Below are 16,935 nucleotides of genomic sequence, written 5' to 3'. Positions count from 1 at the left end.
GCGGTGTCCAGCACCAGCAGCACCGCCAGCGGTCCGAGCAGCCAGGCCAGCAGCTTGCGCTGCAGGCGTGGCTCAGGCTTGCGCATCGCTGCGGTCCATCAGGTAGCCCATGCCGCGCACCGTGCGGATCTCGCAGCCCAGCGGCTCCAGCTTTTTGCGCAGGCGGTAGACGTTGACCTCGATCGCGTTGTCGGCCACCTCGTCGCCCCAGCCATAGAGGTGATTGACCATCTGCTCCTTGCTGACGACGCGCCCGGCGCGCATCAGCAACAGCTCGAGCAGCGCCAGCTCGCGCGGCGACAGCTCCAGCGGCCGCTTGTCGAAGAACACGCGGCGGCCCACGGTGTCGAAGCGCAGCAGCCCATGTTCCAGGTAGGGCGTGGCGTTGGAGCCGCGCCGCAGCAGGGCCCGCACGCGCGCTTCCAGCTCCGGCAGGTCGAAGGGTTTGGACAGGTAGTCGTCGGCGCCCAGGTCGAGGCCGCGCACGCGGTCTTCCAGCGCGTCGAAGGCGGTCAGCATCAGCACCGGGGTGGTGGACCGCCGCGCCCGCAGCCGGCGCAGCACGTCCAACCCACTGAGCCCGGGCAGGCCGATGTCCAGGATCGCCAGGTCGTAGATGCCCAGCGCCAGCGCGTGATCGGCCTCCTCGCCGGTGGCAACGATGTCCACGGCATGGGCCGATTGCACCAGCGCGCGCGACAGCGCGTCCGCCAGCACTTTGTCGTCTTCCACGAGCAGTATCCGCATAGAGCTCGCCGTGCCGACCCGGTGGTCTTCGGCGCTCAGCCTTTGCGGCCCATGCGGGCCCGGAACAGTTCGCGCAGGTTGACCTCGCGCGGACCGGGGATCAGTTCGATCTCATCACCGGCCTGCAGCGTGCCGGGCCGGATCACCCCCAGGTAGGCGCCGCAGTAGCCGGCCTGCGACATCAGCTTGGCCGCCTGGTTGAAGCCCATTACCGCGTTGAACTTGAAGCAGGGGAAGCGTGGCTCGCTGACGGCGAGTTCACAGCCCGGCAAGCGCAGCCGATCGCCGATCCACAGCTGGTCTTCGAGCAGGCCGCTGATCGTCAGGTTCTCGCCCATCGCGCCGGGGGGCAGCGCGCCGTCTGCCGCGGCCACACCGGCCTGGGCTCGCACCGTCTGCCAGAACGGATAGTGTTCCACCGGGTAGGCGTACACCGCCTTGCTCAAGCCGCCGTGCACGGTGTGGTCGGCCTGTTCATCGCCGACCAGGCCCAGCGGCTGCACCTCGGCCGGGCCGCTGCGGGCCTGCTTGCGGATGCCGCTCATCACCGACTGGCCCTCGATGATCAGCGGCGAAGCGATCGCGAGATTGACGCTGAGGATGCGGGGCGTGGTGGACATCGAGGGGCCGAATTGTCGGGGTTGCGGGGTGGCGTTCGGGCGATGGTAAGCGGCGCCGGCGGCTCGCGATTGTGTGCATCAAGTCATGCGGAATGTGCATGACCCCCCGGGGCCCGGTGGTTACGAGCCCATTACACTGGTTTGACAATGCGTTGTCCCGCTGGCAAGGAGACCCCGCCCACCGGCCGCGCAGTAACCCGCCGAAACCTCACGATGGTTCGCCGGCCCCACCGCCACACCTTGGCCCTTCACCCATGCCGTCTGCCACAGGCGGTATTGGTCCAGCCCCGCCCTCGCACCGGCCGCTGTGTCGAGGCTGAACCAATCCCGTTTTTTTGACATCTAGCGATGATTGGAGTTGAGATGAACAAGCCCGTGATGGAAGGCCTGCGCCTGAACGTGCCGGCCTACGTGAAACATGCCCGGCTGGTGGCCTGGGTGGCCGAAATGGCCGCGCTCACGGAAGCCAGCGACGTCTACTGGTGCGACGGTACCGAGGCCGAGTACGACCGCCTTTGCGCCCGTCTGGTCGATGCCGGGGCGATGAAGCGGCTGAACCCCGCACTGCGCCCCAACAGCTACCTGGCGCTGAGCGATCCGAGCGACGTGGCGCGCGTCGAAGATCGCACCTTCATCTGCAGCGAACAGCAGGCCGACGCCGGCCCGACCAACAACTGGATGGCGCCGGCCGAGATGCGCGCGCTGCTGCAGACCGGCCAGGCCGACGGCACACCGGCACTGTTCCGCGGCTGCATGCGCGGCCGCACGATGTACGTGGTGCCGTTTTCGATGGGACCGCTGGGCTCGCACATCGCGCACCTGGGCGTCGAGCTGAGCGACAGCGCCTACGTGGCGGTGAACATGCGCATGATGACGCGCATGGGCCGCGCGGTGTTCGAGCAGCTCGGCGAAGACGGCCACTTCGTGCCCTGCGTGCACACCGTCGGCGCGCCGCTGCTGCCCGGCCAGAAGGACGTGGCCTGGCCCTGCAACCAGACCAAGTACATCGTGCACTACCCGGAGACCCAGGAGATCTGGAGCTACGGCTCGGGCTACGGCGGCAACGCACTGTTGGGCAAGAAGTGCTTCGCGCTGCGCATCGCTTCGATCATGGGCCGTGACCAGGGCTGGCTGGCCGAGCACATGCTGATCCTGGGCGTCACCTCGCCGGCAGGCAAGAAGTACCACGTTGCCGCCGCCTTCCCCAGCGCCTGCGGCAAGACCAACTTCGCGATGCTGGTGCCGCCCCAGGCTTTGGCGGGCTGGAAGGTCACGACCATCGGCGACGACATCGCCTGGATCAAGCCCGGTGCCGATGGCCGGCTGCACGCCATCAATCCCGAAGCCGGCTACTTCGGCGTGGCGCCCGGCACCAACTTCCACACCAACCCGAACTGCATGGAGTCGCTCAAGCGCGACGCCATCTTCACCAATGTCGCCCTCACCGACGACGGCGACGTCTGGTGGGAAGGCATGACCGACACCGCGCCGGCCCATCTGATCGATTGGCAAGGCAAGGACTGGACGCCGACAGGGGCCAAGGAAACCGGCGCCAAGGCCGCGCACCCGAATTCGCGCTTCACCGTCGCGGCCACCAACAACCCGGCGCTGGACCCGGACTGGGATTCGCCCAAGGGCGTGGCGATCGATGCCTTCATCTTCGGCGGCCGGCGCTCGACCACCGTGCCGCTGGTGACCGAAGCCCGCAGCTGGGCTGAGGGCGTGTACATGGCCGCGACCATGGGCTCGGAGACCACCGCCGCGATGGCCGGCGGCAACGGCAGCGTGCGCCGCGACCCGTTCGCGATGCTGCCCTTCATGGGCTACCACATGGGCGACTACTTCGCGCACTGGCTCGGCATGGGCAGCCAACTCGCCGCCGCCGGCGCGACGCTGCCGAAGATCTACTGCGTCAACTGGTTCCGCAAGGGCGCCGATGGCAAGTTCGTCTGGCCCGGTTACGGCGACAACATGCGCGTGCTGAAGTGGATGCTCGAACGCGTCGACGGCCAGGGCCAGGGCGCCGAGAACCTGTTCGGCGTCACGCCACGCTATGACGACCTGAGCTGGACCGGCCTGGACTTCAGCCGCGAGCAGTACCAATCGGTGATCACCCTGGATCACGCCGCCTGGCAACAGGAACTGGCGCTGCACGGCGAGCTGTTCATGCAGCTGGCCGATCGCCTGCCGTCCGAATTGCTGGCCATCAAAGGGCAGTTGGAGCAGAAGCTCGCAGCCTGACTGCGCGCCGCAGGGCCGGGACGCCGGCGCGGCTGGGTAGACTCAGCCGCTGATGCGCCTGCAACTGCTGTCCGACCTGCACCTCGAAACCGAGACCTTCGACCCCCGGCCCGCGCCGGGCGCCGAGGTGCTGGTCCTGGCCGGCGACATCGACGCCCGCTGGGACGGCCTGTCGAAGTTTGCGAACTGGCCGGTGCCGGTGCTGATGGTGGCCGGCAATCACGAGTTCGACCGTCGCGAACTGAACACCGCCTGGCCGGCCCTGCGTTCACGCTGCGAAGCACTCGGTCTGCGCCTGCTCGAGTGCGAGTCGGTGGTGCTGACCTCGAAGCAAGGCCTGCGGGTGCGCTTCGTCGGCACGATCCGCTGGTCGGATTTCGACCTGTTCGGGCCGCAGCGCCAGGCCCACGCGATGCGTGCCGGTGCCTATTTCCTGAAGCTGATGGCGGCCACCAGGGGTGGCGAGCCGCTGGACGTGTCGGCGCTGCGCGAGGAGTCGCTCGCTTGCCGGCAGTGGCTGGCCGATGAGCTGACGCAAGCGGCAACGGGCCGTTGGGATGCCACCGTCGTGATCACGCACTTCGCGCCCAGCCTGCGCAGTGCCGACCCACGCTTCGGCTCGCAATCCGGCACCGCGAGCTTCTGCAACGCCGATGACGCGCTGATCCCGCTGGCCGACCTGTGGCTGCACGGCCACCTGCATTGCCGGCAGGACTACGAAGTCTCGCGCCCGGGCCGTGCCCCTGCGCGCGTGGTCTGCCAGGCAGCTGGCCTCGCGCGCAAGGGTGAACGCCGGGGCCTGGACCCGCTCAAGCTGATCGAGGTGCAGGCGGCCGCTTGACGCAGGACAATTCGCGCCCAGGGGGCTATGCCACACTGGCCTGCATCAACAACAACGGCCGTTAAGGAGAGTGCACATGAATATCCTGATCCCCGTGGATGGCAGCACCTTCACCAAGCGCATGCTGGCCTACTTGGCAGCCCACGATGAATGGCTGGGCCAGGCGCACAGCCACACGCTGGTGCATGTGGCCCCCCCGGTGCCGCCGCGGGCCGCGGCCGCCCTCGACAAGGAGATCCTGAAGTCGCACTACGCCGACGAATCGGAAAAGGTCTTCAAGCCGATCCGCAGCTTCTTCGAGAAGCAAGGCCTCAAGGCCACCTTCGTCGCCAAGGTCGGCCACGCTGCCGATGTCATTGCCGAACTGGCTGACAAGGGCAAGTTCGACCTGCTGATGATGGGCTCGCACGGCCACAGCCTGCTGGGCAGCTTGGTGCTGGGCTCGGTGACCACCAAGGTCCTGGCGCACTGCAGCACGCCGGTGTTGATCGTGCGCTGAGCCGAACCACCCGTCGGCTTCGGCTCAGGGGCGAGCCGGCTTGGCCAGAAGCCAACGTCGGAACCAGTCGCCTGGTGCGGCTGTCGCCACATCCGCGGCCAGTGCTTCGCCAGCGGCCTGGTCCAGGATGTAGTCCAAGCCAAACGCGGTTCCCATGTCGGCCGGATCGGGCGCGCGCGGTGTTCGGCGAGTGCGTGCCAGTCGCATCAGCAACGACGGATTCAAAGCTTCCGGCATCTCCATCCCCACAACGTCCCAGTTGTAGCAGAGTGTGAGGCGGAAAGCGGACAGACGTCCGCGCGATAAGTGGCAGTTCCGCCCGCCATTTCCGGGCCCTTTTCACGCAGCGGCCATTGGCATGCGGCGTGACGCACGAAAAAAGCCGACCCGAGGGTCGGCTTGTTTCGAGGACCGGCTGACAGGCCTCAGGCCATCGGCTTGCGACGCGTGACGCTGCCTGCCGCCCCGGCGATCGCCACGGCCACCAGCGCCAGCGACGCCGGCTCGGGCACACCACTGGCTTGAGAGCCGCAGTCCCGTCCGCCACCGGACGTGCACTTGATGCCGGAGACTGCCGACATCTTGAAATAGTCATCGGCCTGGTCCAGGCTGCCGCCGAAACCCTTGTTGTAGGCACTGATCAACCACCAGCTGGAACCAAGCGTCGTGTTGGAGAGGCTGTTGGTAGCCGCTGAACTGCCGCCGTTGTAGTTGTTCAGCAAGGTCCAACCCGACATGGCTGTCGGCGAGACATTGACAAGTGAAGAAGGATCGCCGGCGCCCGTATAACGGTAGACCGTGAAGTCCGAATCACCAGAGACATAACCGAACGAGACACTGTTCAGGATCACGCTGGCATCGAAATGCAGCAACACCGACTCCGTGTTGGCGCCACTGTTGTCAATCGCATGATTCGGTTGTGATGCCCCATCGGACGCCATGCCCAATCCGCCGCCGTAGTAAACCAGTGCGCCACTGACCCACTTGGCGCCTGACGCGAAACCCATGTTGTCGCTGGTATCGTTGGCCGCGTAGAGGCCGCCGATACTGAGCTTGGGGCCACCAGAGCTGTCGACGATGTTGCTGGTGACAGCCAATTTCGTGCCGTCACCCAGACCTGCATCGGTACCGCTGGCGCTGAATGTCCATGTGGCATGTGCGCTGGACGAGGACATGACCAAGACGGCCAATCCGGCAAGCGCCATCCATTTTGAACCTGTCTTCTTCATGATTCTCCTTTGACGCGCAACCCGCACCACCGCAGTGGCCCGAAATTTCAACGGGCATTGGTACGCAGATGGAGCCGGCTACCGCCAAGCACCTCAGCCCTGCCCTCGCCCCCGATATGGTGAATCCATTGTAAGAAGGTTCACCTTCCGGCAAAGACCTTTCGGACCCCTCACTTAAGTGTGCGGACAAGGGCTTCCGCCGCTTCACGTCCCTCGAACGGGTTCCGGGCACGAAGTGCAAACTGCAACTCATCCCTGGCCTCGGCGGTCCGCCCCATCTTGACCAGCGCGGCCGCCAGGTGATAGCGAACCTCGGGCTGCTCGGGACTCCTCAGGCGGGCATCCCTCAACAATTGCACCGCCCGATCCAGCTTGCCTGCTTGGAAGGCAATCCATCCGGCCGTGTCAATCGCGGCGATGCTGTTGGGGTCGGCGGCAAGCGCCTGTTCGGCCACTTCGAGGGCCCGCGGATCATTGAGTCGCACGAGGACGTTGGCCAGGTCGTTGATGATGCCTGCGTCGTTCGGGGCCAGCGTGCGCAGGCGCTCGTACTGTTCGCGCGCTGCTGCCATGTCCTTGTTTCGAACGTGCGCCTGCGCGACCATGCGGCGCGCCGCAATGTCGCCCGGATGTGCCTTGAGCCACTGTTCCGCCAGTTTCAGTGCGGCCTGCATGTCCTGCGCCGACAACATCCTGAACAGCCTGCCCAGCGTGTCCAGCGAGGGCTCCAGCTGATGCGCCTTGCGGTAGAACTCGATCGCCTGGGCTGGCCGATTTCTCGCCACGGCGATATCACCCAGCAAGCTGTTGCCGATGGCCAGACGCGGCGCTTTCTTGATGACTTGCTGCGCACGCGCCTCGGCCTTGTCCAACTCCCCTTGCCGCACTTCGATCTCGGTCATCAAGACGAGCGCGGGCAGGAACTCTGCTCTTGAAGCCAGGGCCTTGCCTACGCTGTACGACGCTCCGGCAAGATCGCGCGCCGCGAGTTGAAGCATCCCCACCTCCACCTGCACCGCCGGATCGAAATTGGCCAGTCGTGTCGCTGAGGTCAAGGTTCCCCGGGCGCCGGCAAAGTCGACGTTCGCAAGTTGAACACGGGCCATCGCCAGCATGACCGCCAGGTTGTCTGGCACGTTGGCGGACACCTCCTGCACGATCTTCAGTGCATCGGCACGGCGTCCTTCGCGCAAGTGGAGTTCCACCAACGCGAGGCTGGAGCGCATGTCCTTGGCGCCCGCGACGTCGTAGGCCTTCTGGAGCCACCGCAGCGTGTCTGTGGACTTGCCGATGCGCTGGGTCAGTTCGGCCTGCGCAAACATGACCTCGCTGTTGCGCGCATCGTCCTTGAGCGCGGCATCGAGCAGCATGCGCGCGCGTTCGAAGTTCTTGCTGTCGGTTTCCAGACGCGCCAGGTTCAAGGTCGCCGGCAGGAGTGTCGAATCCAGCTTGATGGCGTGCTCGAACGCGGCGCGCGCGCCCGCGATATCGCGGTTCTGCACCTTGGCGAGCCCGAGCAAGTTCTGAAAGCTCGGGTTCGACGGATGCCGAAGCACGAGGGCGTTGGCAACCGTCAACGCCTTTTGCGGCTGGCGACCTCGAATGTACAGGCCCACCATGGCATAGGCGGCCTGCGTCTGAGCCGGGTCCTTCTTGTATGCCATTTCCAGTTGCGCCAGCGCATTCGAACTCTGGCCAACCCCGATCAGGCTCAGCCCATAGGCCGTATAGAGTTCTGGCGACTCCCTGCTTTGCAACGCGTCCTGCATCAATCCGGCCGCCCGTGCATGCCGCCCTTTGGCCATGTGCGCCGACGCCAGCAGTGCCATCCCTTGCGCGTCATGGGGATAGGCGCGGAGGTATTGCTCCAGCGCCTCCACGGCCTGATCGTGGTTCTGTTCGGCCAGATAGATGCTGGCCATCAGCTTCGACACCGGCGTACCGGGTTGCACGCGCTGGAAGGCTTCGAAGAACGGCTTCGCCTTTTCACGCTCGCCCAATCCATAGTGGGCCTGGCCCGCCAGCAGCAAGACCTGGGGTCGGTAACGGATGTACTCAATGGGAACCGGGTCGAGCAGTTCCGTGATGCGAGCCAGTGCATTGCGGACCTGCTGTTGCTTCCCCTGGCGTTCCGCCAGCAGCGCACCGAGGTACCAGCCTCGCGGCTCCTGCGGTTTGCGAGCGACCAGCTCGGCAACATCCTTTGCGGCTGCATCGTCTCGCTGCAGGTCAATGAAGAGGCCGACCCGCGCCACGCGCGCCTCCACGTGCGATGCATCCAGGTCAAGCACCCTGTCATAGAGCGACAAGGCTCCCTTCTTGTCACCCTGGACATGAAGGATCGCCCCGTTCTGATAGACCACTTCAGGCGACTTCGGATCAAGGCTGGCGGCCTTGGCCACGGCCGCCAGTGCTTCCTTGAATTGGCGCGCGCGAATGCGGATCGGAACCTCTGCCAACCACGCATCCACGGAGCCGGGATCCGCGGCACGAGCGTCCTCGACGGCCTTCAGTGCATTGCGCTGGTCCCCGACATCTGCGTGGGCCATCGCCTTCACGATCAGCAGTTCCGACTGCACCATCGGCGGCAACCCGGTGAGCGAGAACTTCCCTGCGTCTATCACCTCACGCTGCTTGCCCTGGGCAATGACCGCCCTGGCGAGCGGGACAACGACTTCCACACGGTTCACACCCAAGCGCAGGGCTTCATTCAGTGCAACATCAGCGGCGGCCACGTCGCCGTTGGCCAGCAAGGCCTTGCCCAGCAGCAATTGCACCGGCAAGCTGTTTTTGTCCAGTTGAAGGGCATTGCGCAATTGGATGATCGCGCCAGGGATATCGCGCTTTTCATAGCGCGTCAGCGCGTCCTCGTAGAATTTGGCCGACTTGGGATCGGTCGCCGCCTGCCCGGCCAACGCGGTCGCCAGCAGGCAAGCCGCCAGCGCCAGCGGTGGCCACGGGATGAAAGAGGTCGAGCGAGGGGATTTCACCGCGGGCATGCTAAGTGAAACCGGCTGTAGCCAGCCCTCTGCCCAAAGGCGGCAGCGTGCAAAAGTGCTGCGATGCCGCCCTTGCGCCACTAGAATCGCGCCCCTTCCGATTGTTTTGACGGCCTGGGCGCCCAGCCGCTCCGGGCCGTTGCTGCCTTGGCGCCATGACCCTTTCCAACGCCCCCGACGTCTGCGCCATCGATTTCGGCACCTCCAATTCCGCCATCGCCCTGCCGATCGACCGCGGCGTGCGGTTGGTGGAACTGGAGCCCGGCTTCCGCACGATGCCCACGGCGGTGTTCTATGCCGTCGAAGGGCTGGAGGCGCACGAGGACCCGCACCGCCACTACGGCCGTGCCGCCGTCGCGGCCTATGTCGAAGGGCTGGAAGGCCGGCTGATGCGCTCGATGAAAAGCATCCTGGGTTCGACGCTGGCCGATCAGGCCACCGAGGTCGGCGCCGGGCGCTCGGTGCGTTATCTCGACATCGTATCCGGCTACCTGCGGCACCTGAAGACGCTGGCCGAGCAGGAAGCCGGCCATGCCTTGCGGCGGCTGGTGCTCGGCCGGCCGGTGTTCTTCGTCGACGACGAGCCGGAACGGGATGCTGCGGCCCAGGCGGCGCTATTGCGCGCCGCCCATGAAGTCGGGTTCAAGGAGGTCAGTTTCCAGTACGAGCCGATCGCCGCGGCGCTGGACTACGAGACCACGATCGACCACGAACAGCTGGTGCTGGTCGCCGACATCGGTGGCGGAACCTCGGACTTCTCGCTGGTGCGCGTCGGCCCCGAGCGCCGCCAGCGCGTCGAGCGCAAGCAGGACATCCTGGCCAACCATGGCGTGCATATCGCCGGCACCGATTTCGACCGCCACATCGAGCTGGCGCGCATCCTGCCGGTCCTGGGCTACCGCGGCGTCGGCCCGACCGGCCGCGAGGTGCCGAGCAAGGTGTACTTCGACCTCGCCACCTGGCACCTGATCAACACCGTCTACGCGCCGGCCCGCGTGTCGGAACTGCGGCGCATGAAGAGCTTCTACGCCGAGCTGCTGCAGCACCAGCGGCTGATGGCGGTGATCGACGAACGCCTGGGCCATGCGCTGATCGGCCACGCCGAAAGCGCCAAGATCGCGGTCGCCGAGCACGGGCACAGCGAGATCGACCTGTCGGTGATCGAGGCCGGGCTGCTGGCCTCGATCGACGAAGCAGCCACCGTGCAGGCGCTGGACGCCGATCTGCGGCGCATCGTCGCCGCGGCCGACGACACCGTGCTGCAAGCCGGCATTCCGCACGCACGCGTCGATGCGCTGTATTTCACTGGGGGCTCGACCGGTTTCCGGCCGCTGGCCGAGCGCATCGCGGCGCGCTTTCCAGCGGCCAGGCTGATGCGCGGCGACCGCTTCGCCAGCGTGGCGCAGGGCTTGGGCGTGCACGCCACGCGGGTCTTCGGCAGGGCGGCCTGAGCGGCGTCCCGCGCGGGACGCCTCAGCGCCGCGGCGGCGGGCGGCGGTGTTTGGGCGGTGGACCGCGGCGCTGCGCAGCCGCCGGCTTGGGCCGCGACACATCGGCCATCAGCAGCACGCTGCGCACCAGGTCTTCCACCGCTTCGGCCAGGGTCTCGGGCATCTCCAGCGTCTCGATCTCGGCCAGCAACTCGTCGGCGTCTTCCAGATCGTCCGGGTCGAAGTGCCGGTACAGCGTGGCCAGCGGCTCGAGGATCGCCGCCTCGTGGCGATCCATCAGCGCCGGGAACACGTCCATCGCGGTGGCGAAGCCGGCCACCCAGGGCAGCACGGTCTCCGAGGGGCTGGCGTCGGCATCGAGCTGGTAGACCCAGGGATCGAACCAGTCGCGGCGCTCGATCGCGCGGTTCAGTTCGGCATGGCGGCGCTGCACCAGCGCCCGCAAGGTGTCGCGGGGAAAGCCGGGCGGTGCGGGCTTGCCATCGATGTCGGTGATGTGGGCCAGCCACTGCGCTTCCGGCACCGGCCTGGGCTGCAGCAGCACGCCGCAAAGATAGCCATCGAGCATCACCACGTCCAGCGGCTCGTGGCCCGGCGGCAGGCCGTCGAGCAAGGCCTGCAACGCGTCGAGGTCATGCTCGACGGGCAGCGGGGCTTGCGGTGGGGGCGTCATGCGCTGCATTGTCGCCTGCCTATGATCGGTGCTTGCGCGGCGGCCCGCCGTTTGCTCGAGCACCCGCACCTCCGTCCCACCCGGAATCCACGTGAAGATCTACGACGCTGCTGCCACCGCCCAGGCGCTGCCCTGGGGCCCGCTGGTGCGGGCCATTGCCGACACGCTGAACGACCTGGCCGCCGGCCGGGTGCAGTTGCCCGAGCGCTGGGTGCTGCCGCTGGCACCGTCCACGCACTGGTTCGTGATGCCGGCCTGGCTGAGCCCGGCCGCCGGCGACCTGGCCGCGATGAAGCTGATCACCTACGCCGCCCACAACCCCGAACGCGGACTGCCGGCCATCCTGGGCGATGTGCTGGTGCTGCGGGCCAGCACCGGCGAACGCCTGGCGCTGCTGGACGGGCCCACAGTCACCGCGCGCCGCACCGCCGCCGTGACCTTGCATGCGGCGCGCCAGCTGGCGCCACAGCCGGTGGGGCCGCTGCTGGTGATCGGCACCGGCGCACAGGCTCTTGCGCATGTGGCGGGCTTCACCGAAGCACTGGGCATCGACGAGGTCTGGGTGCTGGGCCGCACGCCGGCTTCCGGCCTGGCATTTGCGCAAACTCTTCATCAACGCGGTATTTACGCGGAAGTGGCCACCAACTTGCAGACTGCGTTGGAGCGCTGCCCCTTGATCATCACCGCCACCTCGGCCCAGGCCGTGTGTCTGCAGGGCCAGGTGCGGGACGACGCCTTCGTCGCTGCCATCGGCGCCTTCACGCCGCAGATGATCGAGCTCGACCCGGACCTGACCCGCGACATCGCCCAGCGCGGCCAGGTGGTGATCGACAGCGTCGCGGCGCGCCACGAAGGTGGCGACCTGCTGGCCGCCGGCATTGACCTGTCGGCCTGCCAGACGCTGGCCGAACACCCGGCGCGCCAGGACCGCGGACCGGTGCTGTTCAAAAGTTGCGGCTCGGCCTTGTGGGACCTGGCCGCCGCCCGCTGCGTCGCGGAGGAACCACAGCCGACTTCTTTCTAGGGATGGCCGCTGACCCCGCGCTTGGGCACAGTCCGGCAGGTTGTCGGTCCCGGTTTCATCGGATGCACCGGCAGGCGGTGCGGGGAGCGTCCCCGCCAGCACCGCAGCAGTCCCAACGACGTCCTTTCTTTGAGGACTTCCAAAGCCCGCCGAGCAATCGGTGGGCTTTTTTTTGTCTGTGCTGCGGGCGTGCACAGCCGGCTATGGCGGCTACGCCGCGCCGAAGCCCGGCTTGAAGGCTTCGCGCAGATAACCCACCAGTGCCTGCACCGCGCGGGGCACGTAGGGTGTGTAGGGCCGGATCGCGTACAGGTGCTCGCCGAAGCTGCCCACCGGCACCCAATCGGGCAGCACGTGCAACAGCTTGCCCGAGGCCAGCGCCGCCTGGGCGCTGAAATCCGGCAGCAGCGCGATGCCCAGCCCCCCGAGCGCGGCTTCGCGCAGCGCCTCGCTGTTGTTCGCGGCGAAGCAGCCGCCCACCGGCACGGTCACCTTGGCAGCTGCCGTGCCCGCGCGCGGCAGCAATTGCCAGGCCGGCGCATCGCCCGGGCGCAGGTAGTGCAGGCAATCATGGCCGCTCAGTTCATCAGGCAGGGACGGCGTGCCGCGCCGCCGCAGATAGGCCCGGCTGGCCACCAGCACCGAGGCGGTGGCGCACAGGGTCCAGGCCACGTGCGTCTCCGGCGGCGCCGGTGTATGGCGGATCGCCAGGTCGAAGCCTTCCTGGGCCAGCGGCACCAGCCGGTCCGACAGGTCCAGCTCGATGCGCACCTCCGGGTGCGCCCGCAGGAACTCCGGCAGCCGCGGCACCAGTTGCTGGCGCGCCAGCGCCACCGGCGCGGTGATGCGCAGCCGCCCGCGCGGCGAGGCTGCCAGGTCCTTGATGCCGGCAAAGGCGGTGCCGATGGCCTCGAACGCGCCACTGGTGGCATCGGCCAGTTGCTGGCCGGCTTCGGTCAGCCGCACGCTGCGGGTGGTGCGCTGCACCAGCGGCACGCCGGCAGCGCGTTCCAGCTCGGCGATGCGGGCGCTCATCGCCGCCTTGCTGACGTTCAGGCGCTGCGCTGCGGCGGTGAAACTGCCGAGCTGGCCAAGCACCGTCAGCCAGTGCACATGCGACCAGAGGGTCTCGACGCGGCGGTTGTCCATCCTTGGTTGTTCCTGAATCAGCTGGCACATTGTTCGCCAATCTGAACAATGAATCCAGCGGGCAGTGGCTTGGCGCGCGCGCGGCCGAGGCCTAGACTGGCCCGCTCGATTCAAGGAGACACACACCATGGGCGCACCCGAAGCATTCACCGCCACCACCGACGTCGGCCACCACATCGGCGGGCGCGCCGTGCCCGGCAACAGCGGCCGGCAGCAGGCGGTCTACAACCCCAGCACCGGCCGCGTCGCGCGCCAGGTGGCGCTGGCCTCGGTGGACGAAGTGGCGGCCGCGGTCGCCGCCGCGAAGGCCGCCTTCCCGGCCTGGGCCGATACGCCGCCGATCCGCCGCGCCCGCGTGCTCAATGCCTTTTTGCAGCTGCTGAACCAGCACCGCGACACGCTGGCCGCGATGATCAGCGCCGAACATGGCAAGGTCTTCACCGATGCGCAGGGTGAAGTCACCCGCGGCATCGACATCGTCGAATTCGCCTGCGCCGCGCCGCAGTTGCTGAAGGGCGACTACACCGAACAGGTCTCCACCGCCATCGACAACTGGACGATGCGCCAGCCGCTGGGCGTGGTCGCCGGCATCACGCCGTTCAACTTCCCGTGCATGGTGCCGCTGTGGATGTTCCCGATCGCACTCGCCGCGGGCAACTCCTTCATCCTGAAGCCCAGCGAGCGCGATCCGTCGTGCTCGCTGTTCATGGCCGAGCTGCTGAAGCAGGCCGGCTTGCCGGACGGCGTGTTCAACGTCGTGCAGGGTGACAAGGTCGCCGTCGACGCGCTGCTGACCCACCCCGATGTCAAGGCGCTGAGCTTCGTCGGCTCGACGCCGATCGCCCAGTACATCTACGAAACCGGCGCCCACCATGGCAAGCGCGTGCAGGCGCTGGGCGGCGCGAAGAACCACATGGTGGTGATGCCCGATGCCGACATCGAGCAGGCGGTCGACGCGCTGATCGGCGCGGCCTACGGCTCGGCCGGCGAGCGCTGCATGGCGATCTCGGTGGCGGTGCTGGTCGGTGACATCGCCGACAAGATCGTGCCCAAACTCGCCGAGCGCGCGAAGACGCTGAAGGTCACGAACCCGATGGATCTGTCGGCCGAAATGGGGCCGATCGTCAGCAGCCAAGCCAAGGAACGCATCGAGAACTACATCGGCGTCGGCGTCGAAGAAGGTGCGCAGCTGGTGGTCGATGGGCGTGGACTGAAGGTGGCCGGCCTGGAAGGCGGCTTCTTCACCGGCGGCACGCTGTTCGACCACGTCAAGCCGACGATGCGCATCTACCAGGAAGAGATCTTCGGGCCGGTGCTGTCCTGCGTGCGCGCCAAGGATTTTGCCGAGGCGGTGCAGCTGGTGAACGACCATGAGTACGGCAACGGCGTGGCCTGCTACACCAGCGACGGCGGCATCGCGCGGGAATTCGCGCGGCGCGTGCAGGTGGGCATGGTCGGCATCAACGTGCCGATTCCGGTGCCGATGGCCTGGCATGGCTTCGGCGGCTGGAAACGCAGCCTGTTCGGCGACATGCATGCCTATGGCGAAGAAGGCATGCGCTTCTACACCAAGCAGAAGAGCGTGATGCAGCGCTGGCCGGAGAGCATCGCCAAGGGCGCCGAGTTCGGGTTCCCCACGTCGAAGTGATCAAACCCGAGGCGCTGTCGCGGCGTCGCCGCTCAGAGCTTCTCGGTCTCGCCGGCCCGGGGCTGCCACTTCATCAGGTGTCGCTCGATGCGGCCGACCGCGCCGTCGAGGCCGAGGGCAAACGCCGTCAGCACCACGATGCCGGCCATCACGGTGTTGATGTCGAACACGCCTTCGGCCTGGTGGATCAGGTAGCCGACGCCGCTGGCCGAGCCCAGGTATTCACCCACCACCGCGCCGACGAAGGCCAGCCCGACGCTGGTGTGCAGCGAGCTGAAGACCCAGCTGGTGGCGCTGGGCAGGTAGACATGGCGCAGCAGCTGGCGCGGGTTGGCACCCAGCATGCGCGCACTGGCCAGCACCACCGGGCTGACCTCCTTGACGCCCTGGTAGACATTGAAGAACACGATGAAGAACACCAGCGTGACGCCCAGTGCCACCTTGCTGGCGATGCCCAGGCCGAACCACACCGCGAAGATCGGCGCGAGGATGATGCGCGGCATCGCATTCATCGCCTTGATGTAGGGCTCCAGCAGCGCCGAGGCCATGGGCTGCAGAGCCAGCCACAGCCCGCCGCCCAGGCCGGCCAGCGCGCCGATGCCGAAGGCCAGCACCGTCTCCACCAGCGTGACCCAGAGGTGCTGGTAGATGTCGCCATCGGCAATGAACCAGTGCCAGATGCGCGACAGCACTTTCAGCGGCTCGCCGAAGAAGAACGCGGCCTGCCGATCGTCGGCAAAGAATAGCGGCGGCAGCAGTCCGGGCTCGGTGAGCAGGTACCACAACACGAACACCGCCACCAGCAGCAGCACCTGCCAGACGCGAAGATTGCGCGGGTTGGGTTTGAATGCCTGCCACATTTCAAGCGACCTTGAGCTGCTGCTGATAACCCTTCAACACCTCGTCGCGCAGCACGCGCCAGATGGCCTTGTGCAGCTCGATGAAGCGCGGCGTCGTGCGCACCTCGGCGACATCACGCGGCCGCTCGAGGTCGATCACGAACTCGCCGATCGGGTGCGAAGCCGGGCCGGCGCTCATCACGACCACGCGGTCGCTCATCGCGATGGCTTCGTCGAGGTCGTGGGTGATGAACAGCACGGCTTTGCGCTTCGATTGCCAGAGGTCCAGCACCTCGTTCTCCATCAGCTGCCGTGTCTGGATGTCGAGCGCGGAGAACGGTTCGTCCATCAGGATGATGTCGGGGTCCAGCACCAGCACCTGGGCCAGGCTGGCGCGCTTGCGCATGCCGCCGGACATCTGGTGCGGATAACGATCACCGAAGCCGCCCAGCCCGACGCGGCGCAGCCAGGCCTCGGCCAACGTGCGCGCCTGGGCCGGTGGCATGCCGCGGAATTCCAGCCCGGCCATCACATTGCCCAGCGCGCTGCGCCAGGGCATCAGGCTCTCGGTCTGGAACATGTAGCCGGCGCGCGGGTTGATGCCGGCCAGCGGCTGGCCGAACACCGCCACCGCGCCGGTGCTGGGCGACAGCAGGCCGGCGGCGACGTTCAGCAGCGTGCTCTTGCCGCAGCCGGTGGGGCCGACCACCGAGACGAATTCACCGGCACCGACACGCAGGCTGACATCGGCCACCGCGGTGTAGCGCTGCGCCGCGTTGTCGCGCGTGGCGAAGGTGCAGCTGACGCCGTCCAGCACCAGGGCCGGCGAGGGAAGCGGGGAGGCCATTCAGGGCTTCGGGTACTTCGCGTTCGCGACCTTGACGAAATCGTTGGTGTAGACGGCCTTCAGGTCGACGGTGGCCTTCGCGACCTCCGGGTCGATGCTGGCCAGCGCGCGGCGTGCTGTTTCGGGTC

14 protein-coding genes are annotated in these 16,935 nt (G+C 67.2%); 6 read left to right on the top strand and 8 right to left on the bottom strand.

All coding sequences use genetic code 11. The annotated features are described in order from the left end of the window. Positions 1–72: 72 nt before the first annotated feature. Together VLK61_RS23605 and VLK61_RS23600 are read right to left on the bottom strand one after the other, a co-directional pair. Positions 73–747, bottom strand: a complete 675-nt coding sequence (locus VLK61_RS23605) for a response regulator transcription factor (protein WP_325424560.1) — start codon at positions 745–747, stop codon at positions 73–75. Between the two features lie 35 nt (positions 748–782). Continuing rightward, on the bottom strand, positions 783–1,367 hold the full coding sequence (locus VLK61_RS23600; RefSeq protein WP_325424558.1) for an MOSC domain-containing protein: 585 nt from the start codon (positions 1,365–1,367) through the stop codon (positions 783–785). Between the two features lie 363 nt (positions 1,368–1,730). Between VLK61_RS23600 and VLK61_RS23595 the strand changes: the two genes are divergently transcribed. From VLK61_RS23595 to VLK61_RS23585, 3 genes are all read left to right on the top strand, one after another. Then, positions 1,731–3,608, top strand: a complete 1,878-nt coding sequence (locus tag VLK61_RS23595; protein WP_325424556.1) for a phosphoenolpyruvate carboxykinase (GTP) — start codon at positions 1,731–1,733, stop codon at positions 3,606–3,608. 52 nt (positions 3,609–3,660) lie between these two features. After that, a complete protein-coding gene (locus VLK61_RS23590) occupies positions 3,661–4,449 on the top strand; it encodes a metallophosphoesterase (protein ID WP_325424554.1) in 789 nt (262 codons plus the stop codon). A gap of 76 nt (positions 4,450–4,525) precedes the next feature. Beyond that, on the top strand, positions 4,526–4,948 hold the full coding sequence (locus VLK61_RS23585; RefSeq protein WP_325424552.1) for a universal stress protein: 423 nt from the start codon (positions 4,526–4,528) through the stop codon (positions 4,946–4,948). Positions 4,949–5,373: 425 nt separating this feature from the next. On the opposite strand, the gene xdp1 is transcribed toward VLK61_RS23585, so the two are convergent. Next, positions 5,374–6,177, bottom strand: coding sequence for an exosortase-dependent surface protein XDP1 (gene xdp1 / locus VLK61_RS23580; RefSeq protein ID WP_325424550.1), 804 nt, complete (start codon positions 6,175–6,177; stop codon positions 5,374–5,376). A 170-nt stretch (positions 6,178–6,347) separates the two neighbouring features. Beyond that, positions 6,348–9,176: an XrtA/PEP-CTERM system TPR-repeat protein PrsT gene (gene prsT / locus VLK61_RS23575; protein WP_325424548.1), complete on the bottom strand. Its 2,829-nt coding sequence runs from the start codon at positions 9,174–9,176 to the stop codon at positions 6,348–6,350. A 155-nt stretch (positions 9,177–9,331) separates the two neighbouring features. Here prsT and VLK61_RS23570 point away from each other — a divergent pair, with 155 nt between their 5' ends. Further along, a complete protein-coding gene (locus tag VLK61_RS23570; protein WP_325424546.1) occupies positions 9,332–10,627 on the top strand; it encodes an Hsp70 family protein in 1,296 nt (431 codons plus the stop codon). A 22-nt stretch (positions 10,628–10,649) separates the two neighbouring features. Here VLK61_RS23570 and VLK61_RS23565 read toward each other — a convergent pair whose 3' ends face one another. Continuing rightward, positions 10,650–11,300 carry a YecA family protein gene (locus tag VLK61_RS23565; RefSeq protein ID WP_325424544.1) on the bottom strand — a complete coding sequence of 217 codons (651 nt, stop codon included), beginning with the start codon at positions 11,298–11,300 and terminating at the stop codon, positions 10,650–10,652. Between the two features lie 91 nt (positions 11,301–11,391). Between VLK61_RS23565 and VLK61_RS23560 the strand changes: the two genes are divergently transcribed. Beyond that, positions 11,392–12,324, top strand: a complete 933-nt coding sequence (locus VLK61_RS23560; protein WP_325424542.1) for a delta(1)-pyrroline-2-carboxylate reductase family protein — start codon at positions 11,392–11,394, stop codon at positions 12,322–12,324. A gap of 210 nt (positions 12,325–12,534) precedes the next feature. Here the strand turns inward: VLK61_RS23560 and VLK61_RS23555 are convergent, their stop codons facing one another. Further along, positions 12,535–13,473, bottom strand: a complete 939-nt coding sequence (locus tag VLK61_RS23555) for a LysR family transcriptional regulator (protein ID WP_325424540.1) — start codon at positions 13,471–13,473, stop codon at positions 12,535–12,537. Between the two features lie 127 nt (positions 13,474–13,600). Here VLK61_RS23555 and VLK61_RS23550 point away from each other — a divergent pair, with 127 nt between their 5' ends. After that, positions 13,601–15,121, top strand: a complete 1,521-nt coding sequence (locus VLK61_RS23550; RefSeq protein WP_325424538.1) for a CoA-acylating methylmalonate-semialdehyde dehydrogenase — start codon at positions 13,601–13,603, stop codon at positions 15,119–15,121. A gap of 32 nt (positions 15,122–15,153) precedes the next feature. Here VLK61_RS23550 and VLK61_RS23545 read toward each other — a convergent pair whose 3' ends face one another. Both VLK61_RS23545 and VLK61_RS23540 read right to left on the bottom strand, forming a co-directional pair. Then, positions 15,154–15,981, bottom strand: a complete 828-nt coding sequence (locus VLK61_RS23545) for an ABC transporter permease (protein ID WP_325424536.1) — start codon at positions 15,979–15,981, stop codon at positions 15,154–15,156. A 1-nt stretch (position 15,982) separates the two neighbouring features. After that, complete coding sequence (locus tag VLK61_RS23540; RefSeq protein ID WP_325424533.1) at positions 15,983–16,807, bottom strand: ABC transporter ATP-binding protein; 825 nt, start codon at positions 16,805–16,807, stop codon at positions 15,983–15,985. Positions 16,808–16,935 lie beyond the last annotated feature (128 nt).

The organism is Aquabacterium sp., from assembly GCF_035476535.1.
Classification (GTDB): domain Bacteria; phylum Pseudomonadota; class Gammaproteobacteria; order Burkholderiales; family Burkholderiaceae_C; genus Pseudaquabacterium.
This window is presented reverse-complemented; position numbering and strand designations above follow the sequence as displayed.

Bases quoted from the DNA above. Each gene is read 5' to 3' on its own strand.
- VLK61_RS23550 (WP_325424538.1), top strand. From the start codon at position 13,601: ATGGGCGCACCCGAAGCATTCACCGCCACCACCGACGTCGGCCACCAC.
- VLK61_RS23585 (WP_325424552.1), top strand. From the start codon at position 4,526: ATGAATATCCTGATCCCCGTGGATGGCAGCACCTTCACCAAGCGCATG.
- VLK61_RS23595 (WP_325424556.1), top strand. From the start codon at position 1,731: ATGAACAAGCCCGTGATGGAAGGCCTGCGCCTGAACGTGCCGGCCTAC.
- VLK61_RS23605 (WP_325424560.1), bottom strand. From the start codon at position 747: ATGCGGATACTGCTCGTGGAAGACGACAAAGTGCTGGCGGACGCGCTG.
- VLK61_RS23570 (WP_325424546.1), top strand. From the start codon at position 9,332: ATGACCCTTTCCAACGCCCCCGACGTCTGCGCCATCGATTTCGGCACC.
- VLK61_RS23600 (WP_325424558.1), bottom strand. From the start codon at position 1,367: ATGTCCACCACGCCCCGCATCCTCAGCGTCAATCTCGCGATCGCTTCG.
- xdp1 (WP_325424550.1), bottom strand. From the start codon at position 6,177: ATGAAGAAGACAGGTTCAAAATGGATGGCGCTTGCCGGATTGGCCGTC.
- VLK61_RS23565 (WP_325424544.1), bottom strand. From the start codon at position 11,300: ATGACGCCCCCACCGCAAGCCCCGCTGCCCGTCGAGCATGACCTCGAC.
- prsT (WP_325424548.1), bottom strand. From the start codon at position 9,176: ATGCCCGCGGTGAAATCCCCTCGCTCGACCTCTTTCATCCCGTGGCCA.
- VLK61_RS23590 (WP_325424554.1), top strand. From the start codon at position 3,661: ATGCGCCTGCAACTGCTGTCCGACCTGCACCTCGAAACCGAGACCTTC.
- VLK61_RS23555 (WP_325424540.1), bottom strand. From the start codon at position 13,473: ATGGACAACCGCCGCGTCGAGACCCTCTGGTCGCATGTGCACTGGCTG.
- VLK61_RS23545 (WP_325424536.1), bottom strand. From the start codon at position 15,981: ATGTGGCAGGCATTCAAACCCAACCCGCGCAATCTTCGCGTCTGGCAG.
- VLK61_RS23540 (WP_325424533.1), bottom strand. From the start codon at position 16,807: ATGGCCTCCCCGCTTCCCTCGCCGGCCCTGGTGCTGGACGGCGTCAGC.